A 21,508-nucleotide genomic window follows, 5' to 3' on the forward strand; every position below is an offset into this window, starting at 1 on the left:
GCTTTTTACGGCCGCGTCGTCGCCCAGACTGCAGTGACGGCCAGTATTAGCGCCGGCAGAAGCGGTAAGATCAACAGTGCGACGAAGTAGTTGAGACCTGGCGGCCACAACAAGATTGCGAGTGGTGAGAGAACAAAAGCGAAGACGATGACACCGACCAGCACCCATCCTCGCCAGTCGAACTCCCGTTGGGCTGCTGTCGGGTGGGTCGGGTCGTCGACCCACTCGTCGTCGCCCGAGTCGCCGGCCGTCTCCTGGCGGTCACCGTCCTCGTCGAACGCGGACGGATCGTGTACGTAACCGCCGTCGTCGCTCGAGGTCACGGGTGGGTGTTGCAAGCGCGCCATCAAAGCCCTCACGGTTCCAGACGCGCCGGACGACGGCCTGACAGTTTCTATCCACCGTTCGACAGGTGTGTCGGTGTCGCCGGGATTTGGCCACCGAGACGGGGCGACGGCACACGGGCCCGTCGAAACGCGGCGATTGTCCAGACGTATGAGAGAACCGAATCGCCTTTGAACGTACAGCCCAACTAGGACACAATGAGAGTTGCACAGCTCGGGTCGGGAACGCCAGAAATCGCAGTCGTCGCCGGCGTTCATGGGGACGAACCCTGTGGGGTTCGCGCCGTCGAACGACTGCTCGACGAGCGCCCGACGGTCGAACGACCCGTCAAGCTCGTCGTCGCCAACGAGGCGGCGCTCGAACGACGGGTGCGGTTCGTCGACGAAGATCTGAATCGTGCGTTCCCGGGCGATCCGAACGCACAAACACACGAAGGGCAACTCGCAGCCGAACTCGTCGCGGAACTCGAGGACTGTCTTACCTTCTCGATGCACTCGACGCAGTCGCATGCCGATCCCTTCGCCATCGTCAACGGCGTCAGTGAGACGGCACGCAACATCGTCCCACAACTCCCCGTGGCGGCGATGGTCGAGACGAGTAACTTCGCCCAGGGTCGCCTGTTCTCGAAGATCAAGACGATCGAAGTCGAGTGTGGGCTCCAGGGGTCAGAAACCGCAGCGCAAAACGCTGATCGGCTGACGCGGGCTTTCCTCACCGCCGTCGACGCACTCCCCGGTGATGCGATGCGACGGGAGCTCCCCGTCTTCGAACTGACGGACGTCATCAACAAAGAGCGAGCGGACACCTACGAAGTGTTCGTCGATAACTTCACCGAAGTCGATGCCGGCGAAACCTTCGCCGCTGCCGACGGCGACGAACAGGTCGCGGACCAACCGTTCTATCCCGTCCTCATGTCCTCGAATGGCTACCGGAACGTCTTCGGCTACGCCGCGAGGAAACTCGAGGTGCTGTCGGCACCACCGGCGGCCGACTGATACGGGTTGCTATCATTGCTCTCGTCGGAGAACCCACGCATTGCCGCGAGTGCCAGCATTGATACGCGCGGATTCCCTTCGCTCGAACGATGAGTACGACACTTCCACTCGCCGTGGCGATCCTCGCGGAGCTGTTTCCCAACGGGATCGGCCACTACGCGATCGGCGGGCTGCTCGTCGGTCTCGGGACCGCCGTTATCTACCTCGGGACCGGCATCCCGGCCGGTGCGAGTACGTTTCTCGAGTCGACGCTATCGTACGGCTCGAGCCTCTCGCGATTCCAGCAGTATCACCCCTCGCGTGACTGGCGCGTCGTCTTCACGCTCGGTATCGTTGCCGGCGCGGCCGTCTACGCGCTGACCTTCCAGTCCGGTCTCGTCTCGAGTTCGCTTCACCAACCCGCGACGACCGGCCAGCTGGTAGACATCGGCGGATTCACGGTCTGGCTGACGGACGTCCAGCCCTGGCGGCTGTTCCTCGGCGGTATCCTGATCGGGATCGGCACTCGCCTTGGGAAGGGCTGTACCTCGGGCCACGGCGTCTGTGGCGTCGGCTCGGCCTCGAGTGCCTCCTTCGTCGGCGTCGCGACCTTCCTGCTGGTCGCCATCGGCGTCGCACAACTGGTCCAGGCGGTGGGGGTGAGCCCATGACCGCCGATCGATCGGTCGGGAGGCAAGCACCTACGGACAGCACACGATCACTCGGGAACACCACACGACTACTCGGGAGGTGTCAGCGATGAGCGCCGACCACGAACAGCATCCGCTGTTCATGCCGCTGGTGTTCGTCGGCGGGCTAATCTTTGGCTTCGGGCTCGCATTCAGTCACATGGCTCAGCCAGAGATCGTACTCACCTTCCTGCAGTTCGCGGATTTCGGTCTGCTGTTCGTCATGTTCGGTGCCGCAGTGGTCACCGGCATCACGTTTTTCGGCGTGAAACTGGTCCGCAGCGACGCGCCACTGACGGGGACGCCGTACAGCCGGCGGCTGAAAACTCTCGACAGAAACGTCGTCGTGGGCGGCGGTATCTTCGGGGTCGGCTGGGGACTCTCCGGCATCTGTCCCGGTGCGGCCTACGCCAGCCTCGGCATCGGCAACGTGATCATCCTCTACGGTATCGCCGGGATGTTCGTCGGCGCCTACCTGCAGGGGTACTGGCGTTCGGCACTCCTCGAGAGCGATTCGGCTGCGACGGCGGCCGACTGACGCTGTCGGTACAATCCAACCGAACTGTCGCCGCCATTCAGCCGAACTGTCGCAGCATTCTAGCCGATCTGTCAGCGCCAATATAATGGATCAGTCGGTCACCAAACGTTTCTGAAGCAGGAAGCCACTTTGGCTACAACCGTTACCCGTCATACGGTTTACTGTAAGTCATTGCCGGCGCAACCGCGATCCGGACGGTGGTTACGCCGGTACATCGGTACAGCAATCCGTATCACAGAACGGTTCACACACCTTCTCCGCGACTCTCCGACTCTACTGTTACGCCTCGTCCTCGAGCAACGACCGGACGTACTGACCGACGTGGTCGTCCATCCGCCGCTTGTAGCCGGCCTGTCTGGCCAGTCGGTCGAGTTCGCGGGCGACGAGACTGCCGTACTGGACCGCCTTTTTGTCCCGCTGGGCGATTTCGTCGGGCAGGTAGTTGCTGGCAACCGTCCGAAAGCCGCGTTTTCTGGTTTCTCCGTCGGCGAGCAACGCGTCGGGGAGCCGGAGCGCCGCCTCGACCACCTCGTCGTGAAGGAGTGGTGCGACCGGCTCGAGACCGGTCGCCTCGATCGTGAGCACGTCGCGGGGCAACTGCTCGGGAAGGCTTCGAATCTGCTCGCGGACGGCGCCACGGGTCGTCTCGGCCTCGACACGGTGATCGAGTCGGACGACCTTCTCGTAGCCGCCGAACAGTTCGTCGGCGCCTTGCCCGACCGCCAGCGCGTCGTAGCCGTCGGCCGCGACGCGCTCTCCGACCAGGTACAGTGGCAGTGCGATCTGGACATCCATCGCGTTCGTCCGTCCGGTAGCGCGGACGATCTCCGGGACCACGCGCTCGAGGTCCGCCGGCTCGAGGTCGACGACCGTGAGCTCGCGATCCATCGCCTCGGCGGCCGATCGCGCGGCCTCGACGTCGTGGCTGTCCGGAAAGCCGACGACGTACAGGGGCGCATCGAGCAGCGCAGCGACGAGCGCGGAGTCGACGCCGCCCGAAAACGCGACCGCAATATTTCGGTCGACCGCCTGAACACCCTCGCTAGCGGACTCGATCGCACGCTCGAGGGTCGCAAGCGCGGCGTCGCGGTCGGTAGTCGGCTCGGGATCGGGAAGCGAGAATCGCCGCTCGAAGGAACGCTCATCGGTCGGTCGAATCGCCTCGAGGTCGGTAACGGTACCCGCCGGAACGGGAACCGGGTCCTCGAGGTCGGCAGGGGAAAACGCCCACGCTGGTTGCTCCGCGTCCGGCGATGCAGTGGCTCTCTCGACGGATAGTGGCACTCGACCGAGTACGTCACGCACCAGGGTCCCCTCGAGTTCGCCCGCGAAGCCGGTCGTGCCCGGTAACGGGTCGCCGGTCTCGAGCGCCTCACGAACGATCGCGGGATCGGCGCCTCGAATCGTCATCCGAAGATCCCCACGAGTCCGTTTCGCACCCGGCGCGTGACGCCGCCGGCTGCCTGCCGAAAGCTGATGTGCCAGGGCGTTCGTTTGCCTTCGACCGACGTTCGTCCGTCGCGGACGGCCTCGAGGATCGCCTCGGCCGAGCGGTCGTCGGCGTCAACGCGCGTGACGGCCTGCCCGACCATTTCGCTGATGTGGGCATCACTTCCGGCAGTCATCGCCATTCCACGCTCCTCGGCGAATCGCCGCGCCTGGCGGTTCGCACGGCCCGTGAGGAGACGAGAGTTGTAGACTTCGATCGCGTCGCCCTTTCGCAGATCCTCCTGGGACACCCGTGCCAAGACCCCGTGTCGCGACTCCTGGAACGGATGGGGGATCACCGCCAGCCCGTTTTGGGCATGAATCGCCTCGATCGTCGACTCGTAGGACAGTCCCGGCGGGACCGGCTCCTCGAGCCCGAATCCCAGGATATGGCCGGCTTTGCTCGAGATTTCCATGCCGGGAATGCCGACGAGGCCGTACTCCGGGGCTCGTCTGGCCGCCTCGAGACTCGCCTCGAGTTCGTCGTGATCGGTCACCGCGATGGCGTCGAGTCCGACGGCTTCGGCTTGCTCCAGAATGAGCTCGACGGGGTCGCGACCGTCGTAGGACAACGCGGAGTGAACGTGGAGTTCGACCGACAGCACAGCCGCCAATTCGAGCGGGTCGATCAAAAGCGCCTCGATTGCGTCAGACGAACTGCTGAAACTCGTTGTCGGTGTGGCCGGTCGGGTCGCGGTTGCGCCGATAACCGGTTACAGCAGTCCGTGTCAGTTCTCCTCGTCCTCGTCGTCGATATCTTCGAAGTCGGCGTCGACGAACTCTTCGTCCTCGCCACCGGCAGCGCCGCCTGGACCGGGGTTGGGGCCACCGCCCATCCCGCCCATGCCGCCGGGTCCGGCGCCCGCGCCGGCAGCGCCACCCGGACCGGCACCGCCACCAGCGCCCGCTTCACCCTCGGCACCGGCTTGCTGGTACATCTGCTTGCCGATCTCCTGCAGTTCCGTGCTCAGTTTCTCGGTCGCGTCCTCGATGGCGTCGGCGTCGGCATCCTCGTCGTCGATCGTCTCCTCGAGGTCTTCGATTGCCGCGTCGATCGTCTCGCGCAGGTCGTCGTCGACCTCCTCGTCGTTTTCCTCGAGGAGTGTTTCCGCGCGCTGGATCGTCGCCTCGGCCGTGTTACGCGCTTCGATACGCTGGCGCTTCTTCTCGTCTTCTTCGGCGTGTTGCTCGGCTTCCTCCTGCAGTCGGTCGATCTCCTCGTCGGAGAGGCCGGCGCCGCCTTCGATCGTGATCTCTTCGCTCTCTCCCGTGCCTTTGTCCTCGGCGGAGACGTTGACGATGCCGTTCTCGTCGATGGAGAACGTGACTTCGATCTGTGGCGTTCCGGCGGGTGCCGGTGGGATGCCCGTGAGGTGGAACTCGCCCAGCAGTTCGTTCTCCTCGGCGATCTCGCGTTCACCCTGGAAGACCCGCACCTGGACCGAGGTTTGGTTGTCCGCGGCGGTGGTGAAGACCTTCGACTCCTCGGTCGGAATGGTCGTGTTCTTCTCGATGAGTCGCTCGAAAAGGCCGCCCTTGACCTCGATACCGAGGCTGAGTGGCGTCACGTCCAGCAGGACGATGTCGTCGACATCGCCCGAGAGGACGCCGCCCTGGATCGCCGCGCCCAGCGCGACGGCTTCGTCGGGGTTGACGTTCTTCTGTGGGTCCTGGCCGGTCAACCCCTCGACCTTCTCGGCGACCTGTGGCATCCGGGTCGAGCCGCCGACCAGCAGCACCTCGTCGATGTCGTCTTTCGTGTAACCGGCGTCCTCGAGCGCCTGTTCGGTCGGCTCGACGGTGCGCTCGATGAGATCGCTGGTGAGTGACTCGAATTTCGCGCGGGTAAGTGACTCCTCCAAGTGGATCGGACCGTCGTCGGTTGCCGTGATGAAGGGGAGGTTGATCTCGGTCTCCTTGCGCGAGGAGAGTTCGATCTTGGCCTCCTCGGCGGCGTCTTTGAGCCGCTGGAGCGCCTGGCGGTCCTCCCGGAGGTCGGTCCCGTGTTCGGCCTCGAACTCGTCGGCGAGGTAATCGATGATGGCGTGGTCCCAGTCGTCCCCACCGAGGTCGTTGTCACCGTTGGTCGCGACGACCTCGTAGACGCCGCCGCCGAGGTCGAGCAGGGAGACGTCGAAGGTTCCGCCACCGAGGTCGTAGACGAGGACGGTCTGGTCCTGATCCTCGTCGAGACCGTAGGCCATCGAGGCGGCCGTCGGCTCGTTGATGATGCGTTCGACCTCGAAGCCGGCGATCTCGCCGGCGTCTTTGGTCGCCTGACGCTGGCGGTCCGAGAAGTACGCCGGGACCGTGATGACCGCGCGTTCGATCTCGTCGCCGAGATACTCTTCGGCATCGCGTTTGATTTTCTGGAGGATCATCGCCGAGATTTCCTGGGGCGTGTACTCCTCGTCCTCGACGTCGACCGTGTAGTCGTCGTCGCCAATGTGGCGCTTGATCGACGCGATCGTCTTCTCGGGGTTCTGGATCGCCTGGTTCTTCGCCGGTTTGCCGACCAGGCGCTCCTCGTCGTCGGTAAAGGCCACGACCGACGGCGTCGTCCGATCGCCTTCGGCGTTGACGATAATCTCCGGATCGCCACCTTCCATCACCGCGAACGCACTGTTCGTGGTGCCGAGGTCGATACCGAGAATCTTGTTACTCGTCATTAGCGGACCCTTGTGCGCACTTTGTTTTAAACGTTACTAGCTATAGTGATCAGCCGAATAAAACTCGAGGGACGCCGTATTGGCAGCTCGTTGTCAGCTACGTCACCACCGAGATCAGGACGAACAGCGTCAGGACCGAAACGAGCGTCGTCGCGAAGACGTTCAAGGAGGCGAACTCCTCGTCACCGTCGAGTTCGGCGGCGAAGACGTACGTCGAGACGGCGGTCGGGGTTCCCAGCATGACGACCGAGGCGACGAACGTCGCGGTATCGACGGCCAGCGCGGAGAAGATAGCCCACGCGAGCACCGGCATGGCGACGATCTTCAGCGCGACGACGGAGCCGGTCGCGCCGAAATCGACCGACGGCAGATCGACCTGCAACGATGCGCCCACACACAGCAGTGCTAGCGGGAGCGCTAGCGAGCCGACGATATCGAGGCTCGTTGCGACGGTCTCTGGCACCCCAATCTCGCTCGAGCCGACCGCGAGCCCGACGACCAGCGCGAGCAGGACGGGGTTTCGTACCAGGCCACGCAGCTCTTCGGCCAGCGGCGCGTCCGTGCTGTTGAACGTCGAGAGCACGATGATCGTCAGGGGGACCTGTACCAGCGAGCAGACGCCGAGGACGACGCTCGCGATCGCCGTAATCTGATCGTCGAACGTCGCGGCCACGAGCGGCAGCCCGAGATAGCCCAGATTCGAGTGATAGGACTGGACGATCGCCACGCTCTGGCGCTCGTTGCTCGAGCCTTGCAATCGGTGCACGCCCCAGGCCAGTCCCGCCGTCGTAAACAACACGAGGAGCAATCCCGCGACCAGCGTGACGGTCAGTAACTCGTCGATCGCCTGGTCGTACGTCGAGACGAAGATCAGCGCCGGCAGCGCGACGTAGTACGCGACGGCGTTCAGTCGATCGGTTCGCTGCGGACCGAAGACGCCCGACAGTCGGAGCCCCGTTCCGACGAGAAGGATCACGAGCAACGCCAGCAACCGTCCGAGGACCTCCATACAGCCGCCGAATCAGTCGAGACGTTTCTACCGTTCGAATTACGGCCACGTGAGGGGTCGTCCGGCAATCGACCACGTCGATGTCGCTCGCAACTATCTGTTTCCGTTTCGCCGACGCTTGGCGACGCGTTCCTCGCTCGTGTTTTCGGCGATGACTTCGTAGAGGATCGCCCGGGTGGCGTCTGCGGTCGGGCGGAGGATCCGTCCGAGTCGCTGGACGAACTCGCGTTCGCTGGCACTGCCCGAGAGGACGACTGCGACCGAGGCGTCCGGAACGTCGACGCCCTCGTCCAACACGTTCGACGTCGCGATCCGCGTGTACGTTCCATCACGAAACCGCTCGAGGATCTCCCGACGTTCCGCGGCCCCGGTCTGGTGGGTGATCGTCGGGATCAGAAACCGTTCGCTCACGTCGTAGGCCAGGTCGTTGTGGGCCGTAAAGACGATCGTGCGCTCGCCGCGGTGATCCTCGAGGATGTCCGCGAGGGCTTCGAGTTTGGCGTCGCTACCGTAGATTATTTCGCGTGCGCACTGGCGTGCGAGAAGCGCTTCGCGCGCTTTGGGATCCGATCCCGAACGCTTGACGAGTTCCTGGTAGTCCGAGCCGCTTTGCATGCGGATGTTCGACTGGGCGAGATACGACGTGAAGGTGTCCTGGTTTTCCTCGTACGCCTCGCGTTCCTCGGGGGTGAGCGAGACTGCGAGGCGCTTGAGGTCGTAGGGAGCGAGGTGTTCGCCCGCGAGGTCGTCGGGATCGAGTCGGTGAACGACGGGACCGACGAGGTCGGAGACGATCTCGTGGGCGTCGTCCGGTCGTTCGAACGTCGCCGTCAGCCCCAGCCGAGCCGGCGCGGCGAGGACGCGAGCGATCTCGCGATAGCCCTCGCCGCCGAGGTGGTGAACCTCGTCGAAGACGACGAGGCCGAACCGATCGCCGACGGAATCGGCTTTCAGATACGCCGAATCGTACGTCGAGACGGTGATCGGCTCGAGACGCTGTTGGCCGCCGCCGAAGCGCCCGATCGGAACGTCGAACTCGCTCTCGAGTTCGCGTTCCCACTGCTCGAGTAAGTCGATCGTCGGGACGACGACGAGTGTCGGGACCCCGAGGCGTTCGATCGCCTTCAGCGCGATCACGGTCTTCCCGCTGCCGGTCGGTAACTCGAAGACGCCCGCGGGGGCTCGTCCCGCTTCGCCACGATCATCCGCCGTCCCGATCTCAGCCCACCGATCGGTCTCGAGCCAGTGAGATAGCGCTGCCTGCTGGTACTCGCGGAGTTCGTACGCTGACTCGAGAGTTGGGAGCGACTCGAAGCGACAGACGCGGTCGTCGAGACCGGTGTACGAATCGGTGTCGGACAGCTCGCGCCGCAGCGACGCGTATTCGTGGGCTGGAACCCGGTAGTGGTCGGTTCGCGGGTCGAACTCGAGAGAGGGTATCGCCGTCTGCAGTGTCTGGACGGTCGACTCGGCGACGTGCTCGAGGCGGATCGTGCCGCTCTCGTACTCGAGGGTCACGGCTGGCGGATCGGAGATCGACGGCCGCGTCACGCCCGGATGTCGGTCCTCGATCGACATATACGTACGCACGTTCGATCGCCCATCGAGCGCCGACCTCAACCCTTTTATTACCGCTGGACCTTGACCCGAACATGAGCGAAGACGAGGGCACGAACGGACAGGCCCAGGGTGTCCCGTCCGACATCGATCCCGCGGACGGCGACGCGGCCGATGCTGACGGGACGAACGAGGCGGAATCGAGTTCGAGTGACGATGCCGGTCCCTCGGCTGCCGACGTTGCGGATCCATCGACTGCCCCTACCGAGGACTCCTCGAGCGTCTCCGATGGGGCGCAGCCTCCCACCGGTGGTGACGACGGGGACGCCGAGTCAGCGGCCGAACTGGACACCGACGATGACCCGACGGTCGCGGCACCTATCGATGTGGACGACGCGGCCGAGATCGACGTTCCCGAGGCGGCCGTCAGCCTCGAGGATGTCGTCGAGCAGGCCGCCGAGTACGACGACGAGCTGGCCGCGACCGTCGACTCCATCGTCGAGCAGGCTCGAGACCTCGCCGACACCGTCGATCACCAGCGTGCGGAACTCGAGGACATGAGCGAACGCGCCCAGGCCCAGGCCGAGACGATCGGCGAGCTACAGGACGAGCTCGAGGCGGCCAACGCCGAGGCCGAAGACCTCGAGAGTCGGCTCAAGCGCAAACAGGCCGATTTCCAGAACTACAAGAAACGGGCCAAAAAGCGCCAACAGCAGATCAAAGATCGTGCGACCGAGGACCTCGTCGAACGACTGCTCGACGTTCGAGACAACCTGAAACGTGCCCTCGAGGAGGACAGCGGCGACGCCGAGGGACTACGCGACGGCGTCGAGATGACCTTGCGGGAGTTCGATCGCGTCCTCGAGGACGAGAACGTCGCCGAGATCGATCCCGAGCCCGGAACCGAAACCGATCCCCAGCGCCACGAAGTAATGATGCGAATCGACAGCGACCAACCAGAAGGGACGATCGCCGACGTCTACACGCCCGGCTACGAGATGGGCGAGAAGGTCATCCAGACCGCACAGGTGACGGTCTCGAACGGGGAACTCGCCGACGCGGAAGCCGATGGCGAGGACGAAGACGATACAGCCGACGGCCCAGACGAGGCGACGACCGAGAGCGAGAGCGGTGACGACGGTACGATCGAGCTCGGCGGCGACGTGGAAGACGACGCCGACGACCCCCAGGCGGCATCGGCGGACGACTCCTCGGGTGACGACTAATACGGATGCCCGCGATCGACTAGTCGTACTCGTAGAATCCCTCGCCGGTCTTTTTACCGAGATCGCCCGCTTCGACTTTGCGTCGTAACAGGTAGGCAGGGGTGTATCGGTCGCCGAGTTCCTCGGCGAGCGTTTCCGAGGCGTGCAAACAGATGTCGAGTCCGATATGGTCGGCCAACGTCAGGGGACCCATCGGGACGTTCGTTCCCAGTTCCATTCCCGTGTCGATGTCTTCCTTCGAGGCGACGCCCTCGTCGTAGGCGCGAATCCCCTCGTTGATCCAGGGCATCAGAATGCGATTCGTCACGAACCCGGGCTTGTCGTCGGCTTCCCAGGTCGTTTTCTCGAGTGACTGTGCGACCTCGTGGGCCAGCGAGACGGCCTCGTCGGTCGTCTTCTCCCCGACGATTACCTCGACGCCCTCCATGATCGGGACGGGGTTCATAAAGTGGAGGCCGACGACGCGTTCGGGATGCTCGAGGCCGGCAGCGATCGACGTGATCGAGATCGTGCTGGTGTTCGTCGCGAGCAAGATGTCATCGTCGCAGGCGTCCTCGAGGTCAGCGAAAACGTCTCGCTTGATCTTGAGTTCCTCCGGGGCCGCTTCGACGACGACGTCACAATCACTGAGAGCCGCGGTGTCGGTCGTTCCCGTGATTCGCTCGCGAATCGTGTCGGGGGCTGCTGGAAGTGCGTCGCGTCCGGCGAGGCGCTCGAGGCTATCCGCGATGCGTTCGAAACCACCCTCGACGAAAGACTGCTCGACATCTCGCATGACGATATCGTAGCCGTAGGTAGCCCCAACCTGTGCAATGCCGCCGCCCATTGTTCCGGCGCCGACGACGCCGATGCGGTCGATCTGATCGCGAACCATGGCTCGAGTTATAGGGCGGGTGAGGTAATACTGCCGGACGGACCCAAAAGAGACGTGTTGGGTCGGAGACACCTCGCGCTCTCGAGCCGAGACCGAAAACGCCTCGGGGACAAGCTTCAAGGCTGGCGGGTGAGAGGATATCGATGACTGGTGACCCGCGTGAGCGAAGAGAAGATCGTTGCGGACGCGGAGACAGCTCGAGCGCTCGAGACCGAGACGCGGACCCACCTCGAGGACGCCGGGATCGATCCCAACACCGTTCTGGACAAGGAGTGTTCGTACCGAGCGCTGCTCGATGCGGGCGTCGACGAGTCGGTCGCCGAACGACTCCGACGGCGGTTTTCGTTGCCGTGGTCGTTCGAGACCGACGGGGATTTGGGTCGCCGATCGGACGAAGTCCGCGGACTGGACGAAGCCGAGCGAGCCTGGATCGCCGCGAGCGAAGACGAAGAGTGGCAGGCGTTCGACGGTCCCTCGATTCAGATCACGATCGGGAGGGAGAAGCCAGCCGAACGGCCCTGGCCGCGACCGACCCCAGTAACGGCGGTCGCTGGCGTCGGCCCCGACGACGCCGAAACCTTGGCCGAGGGTGGGATCACCTCGGCCGAACGCTTGGCGACGATCAATGCGAGCGAAGTCGCCGACGTTCTCGAACTCGATGTCCGCCACGTTCGGATGTGGCGACACAGTGCTCGCACTCTGCTCGAGTGACGGCCCCCAGTCGCCCGAAATCTGGCTGTGACTGCTCGAGACACGGCTGTTGCTATCGAGACGGGGCTGGTACTGTCGGCATTCGATGAGCTGTGCGGCGACGTTGCCTGCCCCGTAGACGATTTACTACAGCTGTACGAAACTCAATCAATCCGGACCATCAGAGATTTATAGCGGCCTGTTGGACCCTCTAACAGATGATCCCGATCGACGACTCTCCGATCGTTCGCGACGACAAGTCACTGATTCTCGCGATGGACCACGGCTTAGAGCACGGACCGGTCGACTTCGAGGCGGTCCCCGAGAAGCTCGATCCCGCGACGGTGTTCGAGACGGCGACCCACGACGCCGTCAGCGCGATGGCGGTCCAGAAAGGGATCGCGGAGGGATACTATCCGAGCTACGAAGACGACGTAAACCTCCTGTTGAAGGTCAACGGGACCTCGAACCTCTGGATGGGCGAGTACGACTCCGCGGTCAACTGCTCGGTCGACTACGCGGCCGAGATCGGTGCCGACGCGATCGGCTTTACCCTCTATGGCGGCTCGAACCACGAGGTCGAGATGGCAGAAGAGTTCCGCGACGTCCAGGAAGCCGCCCGCGAACACGATCTACCGGTCGTCATGTGGTCCTATCCGCGCGGTCAGGGGCTCAAAAACGACACCAAGCCGAGCACCATCTCCTACGCGACCCGCCTCGGCCTCGAGCTGGGCGCCGACATCGCGAAGGTCAAGTACCCAGGCAGTTCCGAAGCGATGGCACACGCTTGCAAGGCCGCCGGCGACATGAAGGTCGTCATGAGCGGCGGCTCGAAGACCTCCGACTACGAGTTCCTCTCGACCGTCGAGGCAGCCGTCAGGGCCGGCGCGAAGGGGCTGGCCGTCGGTCGCAACGTCTGGCAGCGCGAGAACCCGACCCAGATCCTCGATGCGCTCGAGAAGGTCATCTACGACGAGGCAACTGCGGACGCCGCACTCGAGGCGACCCAGTAAGAATGACGGTCTCCGATCCAGTCGTCGAAGATGTCGTCTCGACGATCAGCCGGACGGCAACCGAGATCAGACAGGGGCTGGTCGGACGACGCGGCACCGTCGACGAGGAGAACCCAAGCGGGGAAACCCAGGCCGAAGCCGACATCTGGGCCGACGAGTTGCTCGAGGGTCGACTGACCGAGATCGACGGGATCGGCGAGTACGCAAGCGAGGAGCGAGCGACGGTAGTCGACTGTGGCGCCGATCCGGACGGCGACGCCTACGCGATCGCGTGCGATCCGTTGGACGGCTCTTCGAATCTCAAATCCAACAACGCGATGGGGACGATCTTCGGCGTCTACGACGCCGCCTTGCCAGCGCGCGGAGACACCCTCGTTGCCGCGGGCTACGTCCTCTATGGCCCGATCACGACGATGGTGCTCGCGACCGAGGAGAGCGTCTCGGTCTACGAGATGAGCGGCGGTGAACGTCGCCTCGTCCAGTCCGACGTAACGCTGCCCGAGGAGCCAGTCGTCTACGGTTTCGGCGGCGGCGTATCCAACTGGCCCGACGAGTTTGAAGCGTTCGCCCGCGAGATCGAAACCGAACTCAAGCTCCGCTACGGCGGTGCGATGATCGCCGACGTCAACCAGGTGCTCACCTACGGCGGCATCTTCGGCTACCCCGGTCTCGAGTCCCGTCCAGCGGGCAAACTGCGGCTCCAGTTCGAGGGGAACCCGATCGGCTACGTCGTCGAGCGGGCCGGTGGTCGGTCCTCGAACGGCCACCGATCGTTACTCACGATCGATCCCGACGACCTCCACGAGCGAACGCCGGTCCACGTCGGCAACGCCGAATTGATCGACCGCCTCGAAGATCGACCGACCTAACGTCGTCGACTGCGCAATACCGAGCGCCGACCACCGTCACTCGAGGCATCGCGTCGGGGTCGACGTATTCTGCGGACGGCTTCGGCGTGCAGTGGCTACCGGCCGCTCGTGGACCGCCCGCGAATCCACGGTACAGTTATCGAGACGTAGACCGCCACGCCGCCGAGTAACAGTCCGTAAAAGGCCCATCGCGGCCAGGCCGTCTCGAGAAAGACCAGCGTGAGGAAGACAACCCAGAGCGTGAGCACGAGGGCGTCGCCGACGAAACGGACGACAGCGTCCCAGAGCGTTCGGAGCGGCCCGCCACGAGCAGCCCCGCGGTCGTCTGTCGATGACTCAGTCATCGGTATCGGTGTGGGTACCCTCGCAAGCGTCGACGACGGAGGTGAATCCGGCGGTGTGGGTCGATTCGACGCTCGGGGCGATACCAGTTCGCCAGTGTGGACATTCAGAAGTGATAACCATGGGTTTCAGTCAATTTGTACGCGCCGATGCCCCAGACGTAGCTCTGGCCGGGCCACCACGTTCTGGCGTTGTTGAATCCCGCAACGAGGACATCATCCGCGGCTCCTTGCGGATCCTCGTGGAAGCTTACGGAGCCGCTATCGCCATCGGTGAGGTCCATCTCGCCGCCCCAACGAATCTGGCCGCGGCGGCAGAACGTGTCGGTAAAACAGGTCACGGCATCGATCCCCTGGATACGCCCGGTCGTGTGCCCGGTTAACGCACCGACTTTCTCGAGATATTCGTCGCGTGCGACGAGATCGGCGAGACCGAGTCTCGTGTACTGTCCGCGTACCCGTGCTGACGACGGCGTATCGATCGTGCTCGACGGTTCGAGGTCGCCGTTCGGCGTCACGACCGCCACGTCTTCGACGGGGTAGGCGTATTCGACGGCCCCGAGTTGGGCCGGTTCCGCACTGTCGATCGGGAGTACGAGCGGTTCGCCAACCGGATCGGAAACCCCTTCGAATGCGTGTTCGGCCGTCACAAAGTACGATTGCTCGGTGTTCGGATCGTACAGCGCTGGCGCGAGCGTTGCCATACTCGAGGGCGTCTCACAGACGACCCCGCTGGGGGCGACGCCGGAGTCGACGTTGGTGGCCACTCGCGGCTGTGTGGACGGTGGGCCGTCTTCCATCTCTTCGACTTCGACGATCGTTTCGGCATTGATCGAGATACCGTCGGCGATCTCCTCGATCATCTCGCGGGTCGATCGACCTTCGCTCGAGATACCGACCGAGACGGACGCCGTCTGGCTGCTGTAGGAGCCGGGCACCACGGCACTGCCGAGATAGCCGGTCATGCCGACGGTCGCCAGGTATTCGTTTATCTCGAGGGCTTTCGTGACGGCCGCGTACCACTCGGCGGGGACATCCCGAGTTCGTTCCTCGAGCGAGAACGGATCGTCCGGGTCGGACCGAACCAAGGCGGTGACGATCGGAACCTCGCCCTCGTCGGCCGAGAGGAAGTCCTCGACACCTAAATAGCTCGCTACCCCCAGGACGTAGCCGCCGCTGACCACGGTCCGAAGGAATTCGCGGCGGTCCATCCCCGGCTCGAGTCCGTCTCGAAGGTTGGTGAGTCGTTGGACGAGTCGTGCCGAATAGTCTCCTGACATGCCGTCGGCTGAATGCCGTCTGTCGGTCCACCCCGTTCGGTCAAAGCTAATATTCACCTACACCGGGCGGTCGAGAGTTACCGGTAGGTAGTACAAAACTCCAAAAAGAGATACTGCCTGCGAGTGCCGACACCAATGGCGGGACGACAGCAGAATGAGGATGCTACAGCCGCCAGGAACGGGCCGATTACTTATCGGATTGCTGTAACGATTACCGGCCAAATGGCCGTCCGGTCGCGGTTGCGCCGGCACTGACGACAGGAAACCGTCTCACAGTATCGACTATGCGATCGATACGAGGACGGCAACCGTTTAATAGACACACAACTGAACGCGAGCGTTTGTTTTCAACCGGCAGTGAGTCGTCACTGTCTCCGTGTTGGTGACCACGGAGGCAACGACTCCCCTCTCGAATGGGTCGTGCCACCGACCCCGAATGCGGATCGCTGGCTGGCGATGCCGTTCGGTCGCGGTATTGCGGTCGAATAGGCAGTCGGTCAGCAATCCGTCTGATACGGTTTACTGTAAGTCGTTACCGGCGAAACCGCGACCCGTCTGCGGTTTCGCCGGTAAATCGTTACAGCAATCCGTATGACTCCCCCTCTCGTTCGTGGTCAGCCTCGAGTGACGGTGGTCGGCGCTCGGTATCGCAGTGACACGTAGTCGCACGGACACGACCCGTTCACTCTCTCGCTGTGGTCACGGTAACGGGCAGTCGTCCGAAACGGGTGTCGTTCGGCCCGTCGAAAACGGGATATGGCTTTTTGTCGCCGCCGATACACCATCCGGTATGAAGGTTCGTATCGCACAACAAGCGACCGAGGCGGAAGCCTCGGCGATCGCGAACGCGCTGGCCGAACATCTTGGGACGGCAATCGAGGTGTACGTCGGCGAGGGAGACGATCCCACGGCAACCGCAGCCGGCGGTGACGAACAGCGACCAACCGACGCTGCGGACGAACGCCCAGCCACAACGACCGCCAATGACGAGGCCACAGCCGACGGCCCGACCGACCGCGAACGACGTCTGCGCGAAGAAATCGACGACATTCTCGAGGGCGGGCCCCAGAAGTACAAACAGCAACTCGGCGAGGAGGGGAAACTGTTCGTTCGGGACCGCCTCGAGCTGTGGTTCGACGGCGAGGACGATGCGTTTCTCTTCGAAGACGGGACGTTCGCGGCCTTCGACGACTGGCATCCCGAGGGTGTCGGCGAGGAAACCGACGATCGACTGCCGGCTGACGGCCTCATCACGGGCGGGGCGACGTTCGAGGGCCGGGACGTCCACTTCATGGCCAACGACTACACCGTCAAGCGCGGCAGTATGGCCGCCAAGGGCGTCGAGAAGTTCCTCCGGATGCAACAACGAGCGCTGAAGACCGGCCAGCCGGTGTTGTACCTGATGGACTCCTCTGGCGGTCGAATCGACCAGCAGACCGGCTTCTTCGCCAACCGGGAGGGGATCGGGAAGTACTACTACAATCACTCGATGCTCTCGGGCCGTGTCCCCCAGATCTGTGTCCTCTACGGTCCCTGTATCGCCGGCGCGGCCTATACGCCGATCTTCGCCGATTTCACCGTCATGGTCGAGGGCATGTCCGCGATGGCGATCGCGAGCCCGCGGATGGTCCAGATGGTCACCGGCGAGGAGATCAGCCTCGAGGATCTCGGGGGGCCACAAGTCCACGCCAGCGAGTCGGGTTCCGCGGACCTCGTCGCGGAAGACGAAGAACACGCCCGCGAACTGGTCGCCACGCTGATGAGCTACCTGCCGGACAACGCCGAGGAGAAGCCACCCCAGCGAGCGGGTACGAATCCGGCGAAACCGCCAGCCGGCATCGATTCAGTCGTCCCACAGGAACCGAACAAGGGCTACGATATGTTCGCCGTCATCGACCGCGTCGCCGACGACGGCTCGGTCCTCGAGTTGCGACCCGACTACGGCCCGGAGATCGTCACGGCGTTCGCTCGTATCGACGGCCGACCGGTCGGCATCGTGGCGAACCAGCCCGCACACCGTGCGGGAGCGATCTTCCCCGATGCCGCCCAGAAGGCCGCGGAGTTCATCTGGAAGGCGGACGCGTTCAATATTCCACTGCTCTATCTCTGTGACACGCCGGGCTTCATGGCCGGCTCGCAGGTCGAAAAGGAGGGAATCTTAGAGCAGGGCAAGCGGATGATCTACGCGACCTCGGCGGCGACGGTGCCCCAACAGACCGTCGTCGTGCGCAAGGCCTACGGCGCGGGCATCTACGCGATGGGCGGCCCGGCCTACGATCCCGAGAGCGTGCTCGGACTTCCCTCCGGCGAGATCGCCATCATGGGTCCAGAAGCCGCGATCAACGCCGTCTACGCCCGCAAGCTCGCCGAGATCGACGATCCCGACGAGCGGGAACGAACGGAGCAACAACTCCGCGAGGAGTATCGCGAGGATATCGACGTCCACCGGATGGCGAGCGAGGTCGTCATCGACGAACTCGTCCCACCCAGTGCCCTCCGCGACGAACTGGCCGCGCGATTCGATTTCTACGCCGACCTCGAGAAGTCCGTCCCCGAGAAGAAACACGGCACGATCCTCTGAACACCAGTCACTCGCGGGAAGGGCGGGACTCTCTTGCTGAATCAAGATAGCGCCGCGTTTTCTATCCCCGGTATCGACCCATTCCCTCGAGGACCGCCAGGAGAAAGCAGTGTATACCACGCCGTTTCGACCGTCTAACCGACCGATACTGGAATCTATGACTGTCATAACAATACCCACGTTGCCTGTAGCCGAGCGTGCACTTCCCGGACTCCCGTTGGCACGACAGGTCGCCGGTTCGACTCCGGTGGGGAGCCTATGAGCTACGACGGCGCGTCGGTGTCTCATCGCCTCCCGATCGATCTCACACCCGCCGCCCTCGAGCGGGGCCTCTGGGTACTCGTCGCCCTGTCGCTCGTCGGCGATATCGTAACGACGTTCGTCGGTCTCAACATGGGACTCGCGGAGTCGAACCCCGTCGCACGGAGCGTGATCGACGGCCACGGGGTGGTCGGGATGCTCGCGTTGAAAGGCGGGGCCGTCGCCGTCGCGTTGGCTTGCCGGCCACTGCTCCCGGAGGCATACCGACCGATCATCCCCGCCGGGCTCGCGATTCCCTGGACGATCGCCGTCGGCATCAACCTCTACATGATCGCGATGATCGTGTAGTCTTCGGGTCGGACTCCCAATCGCTCAGTCGGACGGTGGCTCGCTCGAGGTATCCGACGCTCTCCGCTGCGCAGCCTCACTATCGCCGATCCTTTCGACGGTCGGTTCGGCGTCGGCAACGATCGCCGCTTCGAGCACCCGCCGAACGACGGCCGGATCCGCCGGGCCGCCGGCAGCGCCGACGGTACCGACCGAGGCGGGGTCGAACGCCACCCCGAGACTGCCGTAGATGCCCTCGAGGATGTCCGCAAGTGCGTCGCGTCCGTCGACGAGAACGATACCCGCGGTGAGTGCGGCGTCCTGACGAACGCGCTGGGCGATACCGACGACCTTCTGTCGACTCCCCGGAGCCGTGCCGGCTGCGGACTCGGCCACCGACAGCGAGTGCGTTCCGGGACAGAACGAGTCTGCGGGCTCGCCGCGCTCGATCTCGAGTCCGCAATCGAGGAGTGCGCGTTCGACGGCCGCAGTCAGGCGCTCGTAGCGCTCGTCGGTGCCACGTCGAATGTCGGCGACGGGGTCGGCGCGAGCGAACGCCAGCGTCGTCTCCCCGTCGTAGGCGACGGCCCGGCCGCCGACGTCGCGTTCGACCGGCGTGAATCCGCCGTCCCGAGCGATTTCCCGGGCTCGGTCGTAACCCTCGAGGCGAGCGTCGCGACGGCCGAACGCGACCTGTCGGTGGGGCGTCCAGACTCGAACCGCCGACTCGCCGTCGGCAGCGATCCCGAGGAGTTGGTCACTGACGGCGCGGTCGGCGGCGATCGACGGCTCGCGGCCACGAACGACGCGCATAGCTCGGCGTTCGGGTCGGTGGGGCTAAAGGCTCCCGGCACGGAGTCGAACGCGACGACAATAATGACCGACGACCAGGGCTCGACGACCGACCGCGAGGACGACCGCATCGACGCGGCGCTGCCGGCGACCCTGCTCGAGCAGTACGCGCGCTTCTCGCTGTACAACTCACCGTACCCGGCCCACGACGGCGGCTGTGCCGTCGACCTCTATCCCGGGACCCTCGAGAACGGGCGCACACACGTCGCACCGAGCCCGGTTACGGGGACCGTCCTCGAGACCGAGACCGTCCGCGCGCCGCCGAAACCGTACGCCACGGACCACGACCACCTGATTTTACTCGAGTGTGTCGCTCCGGCGCCACTCGCAGGACTGGTCGCCCGCGTGCTCCACGTCGAGCCGGCCGTCGAAGCCGGCGACCGGGTCGAACGCGGCGACTCGTTGGGGCGACTCGTTCGAGCAGGGTTTTTCGCACCGTGGGTCGACAACCACCTCCACGTCGGCTTCCGGCGTCCGGACCAGCACCTCCATCGGGCGTCGGGCTCGCTGGCCCTCGAGTTGGGTGTCGACGTCCAGCCACTGGCCTGGGACGGGACCGGAACGGTCGTCGCGACCGGCGAAACCTACGCCGTCCTCGATTCCCCGCCCCACCCGAGGCCGGGCGAGCAGTTCGTCGGCCTTCGGGCGGAGTGGCGCTCGAGCGACCGCGGCGACGCCGACGGTCGCGTCGGTGATCGGACCGGTACTGGCGGCGTCGGCGTCCTCGACGGCGGGCTATCACACTACGACGGTGGCGGCATTCACACTGGCGGGCGGTCCGAACGGGTAGCCGAAAGCGTCGTCGTACTGAACGACGACCGACTCGGGGTCGTCGGTCCGGACGGCCGAACGATCGGCTGGGACGACGTCGTCGTGACGGCAAACGACGAGCCGATCACCGGCCTCTCGACGTTTTGCGCTCGAGACGGGGACTTCGGTGCGAAGCTCATCTGTCCGGACCACGCGCTGGCGGTCGGCGACGACGTGTGCGTTCGCGTCCGGCCGCGCCAATAGCAGTTGCTCCCGCGGCGGGTACTCGTGATCGGAATCGAACGATCGGGACAGGAATCCGTATCAGACGTTTCGCGCGATCGTCAGATACCCCGTGTGGCCGACGGGCGCCGTCGAGGGTCGCGAACCGCGGTCGTCGAACTGCATCTCGCGCTGGATCGTCTCCCGAGTGCGAACGTTCGAGAGGGCGGCCTCGCGAGCCGCCTCGACGACCTCGCGGGTCGACTCGATGAAGGGGCTGTAGACCGCCAGAAAGCCCCCGTCGACCAGCACGTCGGGTGCGTGCTCGACCACGGCCGCCGCATCGCCGGTATCGAGAGTGAGCACGTCGAAACTCGAGGCCTCGAGGCGCTCGATCTCCGCGGTGAGATCGCCCGTCCGAACGTCGACGGCGTCGGCGACGCCACCGAGTTTCATGTTCTCCCGAGCGACGTCGGCGAACTCGTCGTTGCGTTCGTAGGTCACCACCGACGCGCCGGCGCGGGCCATCAGTGCCGAGAGAACGCCGGTTCCGGTGCCGGCGTCGAGGACGCGGTCGCCTCGTGAGATCCCCGTTTCGCCGATGACCAGCCCGATGTCGCGGGGCACCATCGGCGCGCCGGTTCGCTCGAAGTGATGAAAGAGATCCGGGCCGCGCAGCCGGCGAACGTCGAACGCCTCCTCGAGATGCGTCTCGATAGTCTCGCCCGGTTCGACGTCTGCTGGCACCTCGAGGACGCCGAGATCGGTACCCATCTCCTCGCCTGGCTGGACGAGAAACTCGCGGTCGCCGCGGACGAGCAAGACCGGCACTCGGTCGTCCCCAGCGTGGGATTGGGCTCGGTCGTCGGCGGCATCGTTCGAGTTGCTCCCGCCGGCGTCGCTGTCGGCACTCGAGTCACGGCCGTCGGCGTCGGCATCGGGTCCACTCACGC

The 21,508-nt window shown here is 64.6% G+C and carries 21 protein-coding genes; 10 read left to right on the forward strand and 11 right to left on the reverse strand.

Features of this window, described 5'->3' with window-relative positions; genetic code table 11:
* Nucleotides 1-5: 5 nt before the first annotated feature.
* The gene (locus D8Y22_RS02370) at nucleotides 6-323 is read right to left on the reverse strand and encodes a hypothetical protein (protein WP_141463168.1); all 318 of its coding nucleotides are present in this window, start codon (nucleotides 321-323) and stop codon (nucleotides 6-8) included.
* Nucleotides 324-542: 219 nt separating this feature from the next.
* Between D8Y22_RS02370 and D8Y22_RS02375 the strand changes: the two genes are divergently transcribed.
* The 3 genes from D8Y22_RS02375 (at nucleotide 543) to D8Y22_RS02385 (ending at nucleotide 2,546) form a co-directional block, all read left to right on the forward strand.
* Entirely contained in the window at nucleotides 543-1,340 is a 798-nt protein-coding gene (locus D8Y22_RS02375; RefSeq protein WP_141463116.1) for a M14 family metallopeptidase, read from the forward strand.
* 89 nt (nucleotides 1,341-1,429) lie between these two features.
* The gene (locus D8Y22_RS02380; RefSeq protein WP_141463117.1) at nucleotides 1,430-1,990 is read left to right on the forward strand and encodes a YeeE/YedE family protein; all 561 of its coding nucleotides are present in this window, start codon (nucleotides 1,430-1,432) and stop codon (nucleotides 1,988-1,990) included.
* Between the two features lie 88 nt (nucleotides 1,991-2,078).
* Nucleotides 2,079-2,546: a DUF6691 family protein gene (locus D8Y22_RS02385; RefSeq protein WP_141463118.1), complete on the forward strand. Its 468-nt coding sequence runs from the start codon at nucleotides 2,079-2,081 to the stop codon at nucleotides 2,544-2,546.
* Nucleotides 2,547-2,825: 279 nt separating this feature from the next.
* Here D8Y22_RS02385 and D8Y22_RS02390 read toward each other — a convergent pair whose 3' ends face one another.
* The 5 genes from D8Y22_RS02390 to D8Y22_RS02410 form a co-directional block, all read right to left on the reverse strand.
* Nucleotides 2,826-3,956 (reverse strand): asparagine synthase C-terminal domain-containing protein, encoded by a 1,131-nt coding sequence (locus tag D8Y22_RS02390; protein WP_141463119.1) that lies wholly within the window; start codon nucleotides 3,954-3,956, stop codon nucleotides 2,826-2,828.
* The gene (locus tag D8Y22_RS02395) at nucleotides 3,953-4,639 is read right to left on the reverse strand and encodes a PHP domain-containing protein (RefSeq protein WP_141463120.1); all 687 of its coding nucleotides are present in this window, start codon (nucleotides 4,637-4,639) and stop codon (nucleotides 3,953-3,955) included. The genes D8Y22_RS02390 and D8Y22_RS02395 overlap by 4 nt, the downstream gene beginning before the upstream one ends.
* A 123-nt stretch (nucleotides 4,640-4,762) precedes the next feature.
* Nucleotides 4,763-6,703, reverse strand: coding sequence for a molecular chaperone DnaK (dnaK, locus tag D8Y22_RS02400; RefSeq protein WP_141463121.1), 1,941 nt, complete (start codon nucleotides 6,701-6,703; stop codon nucleotides 4,763-4,765).
* 97 nt (nucleotides 6,704-6,800) lie between these two features.
* On the reverse strand, nucleotides 6,801-7,712 hold the full coding sequence (locus tag D8Y22_RS02405; protein WP_141463122.1) for an AEC family transporter: 912 nt from the start codon (nucleotides 7,710-7,712) through the stop codon (nucleotides 6,801-6,803).
* A gap of 93 nt (nucleotides 7,713-7,805) precedes the next feature.
* Nucleotides 7,806-9,290: a DEAD/DEAH box helicase family protein gene (locus D8Y22_RS02410; protein ID WP_141463123.1), complete on the reverse strand. Its 1,485-nt coding sequence runs from the start codon at nucleotides 9,288-9,290 to the stop codon at nucleotides 7,806-7,808.
* A gap of 74 nt (nucleotides 9,291-9,364) precedes the next feature.
* Between D8Y22_RS02410 and D8Y22_RS02415 the strand changes: the two genes are divergently transcribed.
* Nucleotides 9,365-10,495, forward strand: a complete 1,131-nt coding sequence (locus tag D8Y22_RS02415; protein WP_141463126.1) for a nucleotide exchange factor GrpE — start codon at nucleotides 9,365-9,367, stop codon at nucleotides 10,493-10,495.
* A 19-nt stretch (nucleotides 10,496-10,514) separates the two neighbouring features.
* Here the strand turns inward: D8Y22_RS02415 and D8Y22_RS02420 are convergent, their stop codons facing one another.
* Nucleotides 10,515-11,369 carry a 3-hydroxyacyl-CoA dehydrogenase family protein gene (locus tag D8Y22_RS02420; RefSeq protein WP_141463128.1) on the reverse strand — a complete coding sequence of 285 codons (855 nt, stop codon included), beginning with the start codon at nucleotides 11,367-11,369 and terminating at the stop codon, nucleotides 10,515-10,517.
* A 159-nt stretch (nucleotides 11,370-11,528) separates the two neighbouring features.
* On the opposite strand from D8Y22_RS02420, the gene D8Y22_RS02425 reads away from it, so the two are divergent.
* The 3 genes from D8Y22_RS02425 (at nucleotide 11,529) to D8Y22_RS02435 (ending at nucleotide 13,941) form a co-directional block, all read left to right on the forward strand.
* On the forward strand, nucleotides 11,529-12,080 hold the full coding sequence (locus D8Y22_RS02425) for a DUF7409 domain-containing protein (RefSeq protein WP_394348181.1): 552 nt from the start codon (nucleotides 11,529-11,531) through the stop codon (nucleotides 12,078-12,080).
* 197 nt (nucleotides 12,081-12,277) lie between these two features.
* Entirely contained in the window at nucleotides 12,278-13,072 is a 795-nt protein-coding gene (locus tag D8Y22_RS02430) for a class I fructose-bisphosphate aldolase (protein ID WP_141463133.1), read from the forward strand.
* 2 nt (nucleotides 13,073-13,074) lie between these two features.
* Nucleotides 13,075-13,941 carry a class 1 fructose-bisphosphatase gene (locus D8Y22_RS02435; protein WP_141463135.1) on the forward strand — a complete coding sequence of 289 codons (867 nt, stop codon included), beginning with the start codon at nucleotides 13,075-13,077 and terminating at the stop codon, nucleotides 13,939-13,941.
* A 95-nt stretch (nucleotides 13,942-14,036) separates the two neighbouring features.
* On the opposite strand, the gene D8Y22_RS02440 is transcribed toward D8Y22_RS02435, so the two are convergent.
* Nucleotides 14,037-14,285, reverse strand: coding sequence for a hypothetical protein (locus tag D8Y22_RS02440; RefSeq protein ID WP_141463137.1), 249 nt, complete (start codon nucleotides 14,283-14,285; stop codon nucleotides 14,037-14,039).
* Nucleotides 14,286-14,389: 104 nt separating this feature from the next.
* The gene (locus D8Y22_RS02445; protein ID WP_141463139.1) at nucleotides 14,390-15,562 is read right to left on the reverse strand and encodes a hypothetical protein; all 1,173 of its coding nucleotides are present in this window, start codon (nucleotides 15,560-15,562) and stop codon (nucleotides 14,390-14,392) included.
* 790 nt (nucleotides 15,563-16,352) lie between these two features.
* Between D8Y22_RS02445 and D8Y22_RS02450 the strand changes: the two genes are divergently transcribed.
* The gene (locus tag D8Y22_RS02450) at nucleotides 16,353-18,143 is read left to right on the forward strand and encodes an acyl-CoA carboxylase subunit beta (RefSeq protein WP_141463142.1); all 1,791 of its coding nucleotides are present in this window, start codon (nucleotides 16,353-16,355) and stop codon (nucleotides 18,141-18,143) included.
* Nucleotides 18,144-18,401: 258 nt separating this feature from the next.
* Nucleotides 18,402-18,752: a DUF5658 family protein gene (locus D8Y22_RS02455; protein ID WP_141463144.1), complete on the forward strand. Its 351-nt coding sequence runs from the start codon at nucleotides 18,402-18,404 to the stop codon at nucleotides 18,750-18,752.
* Between the two features lie 24 nt (nucleotides 18,753-18,776).
* Here D8Y22_RS02455 and D8Y22_RS02460 read toward each other — a convergent pair whose 3' ends face one another.
* On the reverse strand, nucleotides 18,777-19,544 hold the full coding sequence (locus D8Y22_RS02460) for a lipoyl protein ligase domain-containing protein (RefSeq protein WP_141463146.1): 768 nt from the start codon (nucleotides 19,542-19,544) through the stop codon (nucleotides 18,777-18,779).
* 108 nt (nucleotides 19,545-19,652) lie between these two features.
* Here D8Y22_RS02460 and D8Y22_RS02465 point away from each other — a divergent pair, with 108 nt between their 5' ends.
* The gene (locus D8Y22_RS02465; RefSeq protein WP_141463169.1) at nucleotides 19,653-20,597 is read left to right on the forward strand and encodes a hypothetical protein; all 945 of its coding nucleotides are present in this window, start codon (nucleotides 19,653-19,655) and stop codon (nucleotides 20,595-20,597) included.
* 60 nt (nucleotides 20,598-20,657) lie between these two features.
* Here the strand turns inward: D8Y22_RS02465 and D8Y22_RS02470 are convergent, their stop codons facing one another.
* Nucleotides 20,658-21,386, reverse strand: a complete 729-nt coding sequence (locus tag D8Y22_RS02470; RefSeq protein WP_394348182.1) for a methyltransferase domain-containing protein — start codon at nucleotides 21,384-21,386, stop codon at nucleotides 20,658-20,660.
* Between the last annotated feature and the right edge of the window lie 122 nt (nucleotides 21,387-21,508).

This window comes from Salinadaptatus halalkaliphilus, assembly GCF_006543045.1.
In the GTDB taxonomy this organism is placed as follows: domain Archaea; phylum Halobacteriota; class Halobacteria; order Halobacteriales; family Natrialbaceae; genus Salinadaptatus; species Salinadaptatus halalkaliphilus.

What these genes read in the sequence shown, in the direction of transcription:
- D8Y22_RS02375 (WP_141463116.1), top strand. Translation starts at nt 543, where the DNA reads ATGAGAGTTGCACAGCTCGGGTCGGGAACGCCAGAAATCGCAGTCGTC.
- D8Y22_RS02380 (WP_141463117.1), top strand. Translation starts at nt 1,430, where the DNA reads ATGAGTACGACACTTCCACTCGCCGTGGCGATCCTCGCGGAGCTGTTT.
- D8Y22_RS02385 (WP_141463118.1), top strand. Translation starts at nt 2,079, where the DNA reads ATGAGCGCCGACCACGAACAGCATCCGCTGTTCATGCCGCTGGTGTTC.
- D8Y22_RS02390 (WP_141463119.1), bottom strand. Translation starts at nt 3,956, where the DNA reads ATGACGATTCGAGGCGCCGATCCCGCGATCGTTCGTGAGGCGCTCGAG.
- dnaK (WP_141463121.1), bottom strand. Translation starts at nt 6,703, where the DNA reads ATGACGAGTAACAAGATTCTCGGTATCGACCTCGGCACCACGAACAGT.
- D8Y22_RS02405 (WP_141463122.1), bottom strand. Translation starts at nt 7,712, where the DNA reads ATGGAGGTCCTCGGACGGTTGCTGGCGTTGCTCGTGATCCTTCTCGTC.
- D8Y22_RS02410 (WP_141463123.1), bottom strand. Translation starts at nt 9,290, where the DNA reads ATGTCGATCGAGGACCGACATCCGGGCGTGACGCGGCCGTCGATCTCC.
- D8Y22_RS02415 (WP_141463126.1), top strand. Translation starts at nt 9,365, where the DNA reads ATGAGCGAAGACGAGGGCACGAACGGACAGGCCCAGGGTGTCCCGTCC.
- D8Y22_RS02420 (WP_141463128.1), bottom strand. Translation starts at nt 11,369, where the DNA reads ATGGTTCGCGATCAGATCGACCGCATCGGCGTCGTCGGCGCCGGAACA.
- D8Y22_RS02430 (WP_141463133.1), top strand. Translation starts at nt 12,278, where the DNA reads ATGATCCCGATCGACGACTCTCCGATCGTTCGCGACGACAAGTCACTG.
- D8Y22_RS02435 (WP_141463135.1), top strand. Translation starts at nt 13,075, where the DNA reads ATGACGGTCTCCGATCCAGTCGTCGAAGATGTCGTCTCGACGATCAGC.
- D8Y22_RS02440 (WP_141463137.1), bottom strand. Translation starts at nt 14,285, where the DNA reads ATGACTGAGTCATCGACAGACGACCGCGGGGCTGCTCGTGGCGGGCCG.
- D8Y22_RS02445 (WP_141463139.1), bottom strand. Translation starts at nt 15,562, where the DNA reads ATGTCAGGAGACTATTCGGCACGACTCGTCCAACGACTCACCAACCTT.
- D8Y22_RS02450 (WP_141463142.1), top strand. Translation starts at nt 16,353, where the DNA reads ATGAAGGTTCGTATCGCACAACAAGCGACCGAGGCGGAAGCCTCGGCG.
- D8Y22_RS02455 (WP_141463144.1), top strand. Translation starts at nt 18,402, where the DNA reads ATGAGCTACGACGGCGCGTCGGTGTCTCATCGCCTCCCGATCGATCTC.
- D8Y22_RS02460 (WP_141463146.1), bottom strand. Translation starts at nt 19,544, where the DNA reads ATGCGCGTCGTTCGTGGCCGCGAGCCGTCGATCGCCGCCGACCGCGCC.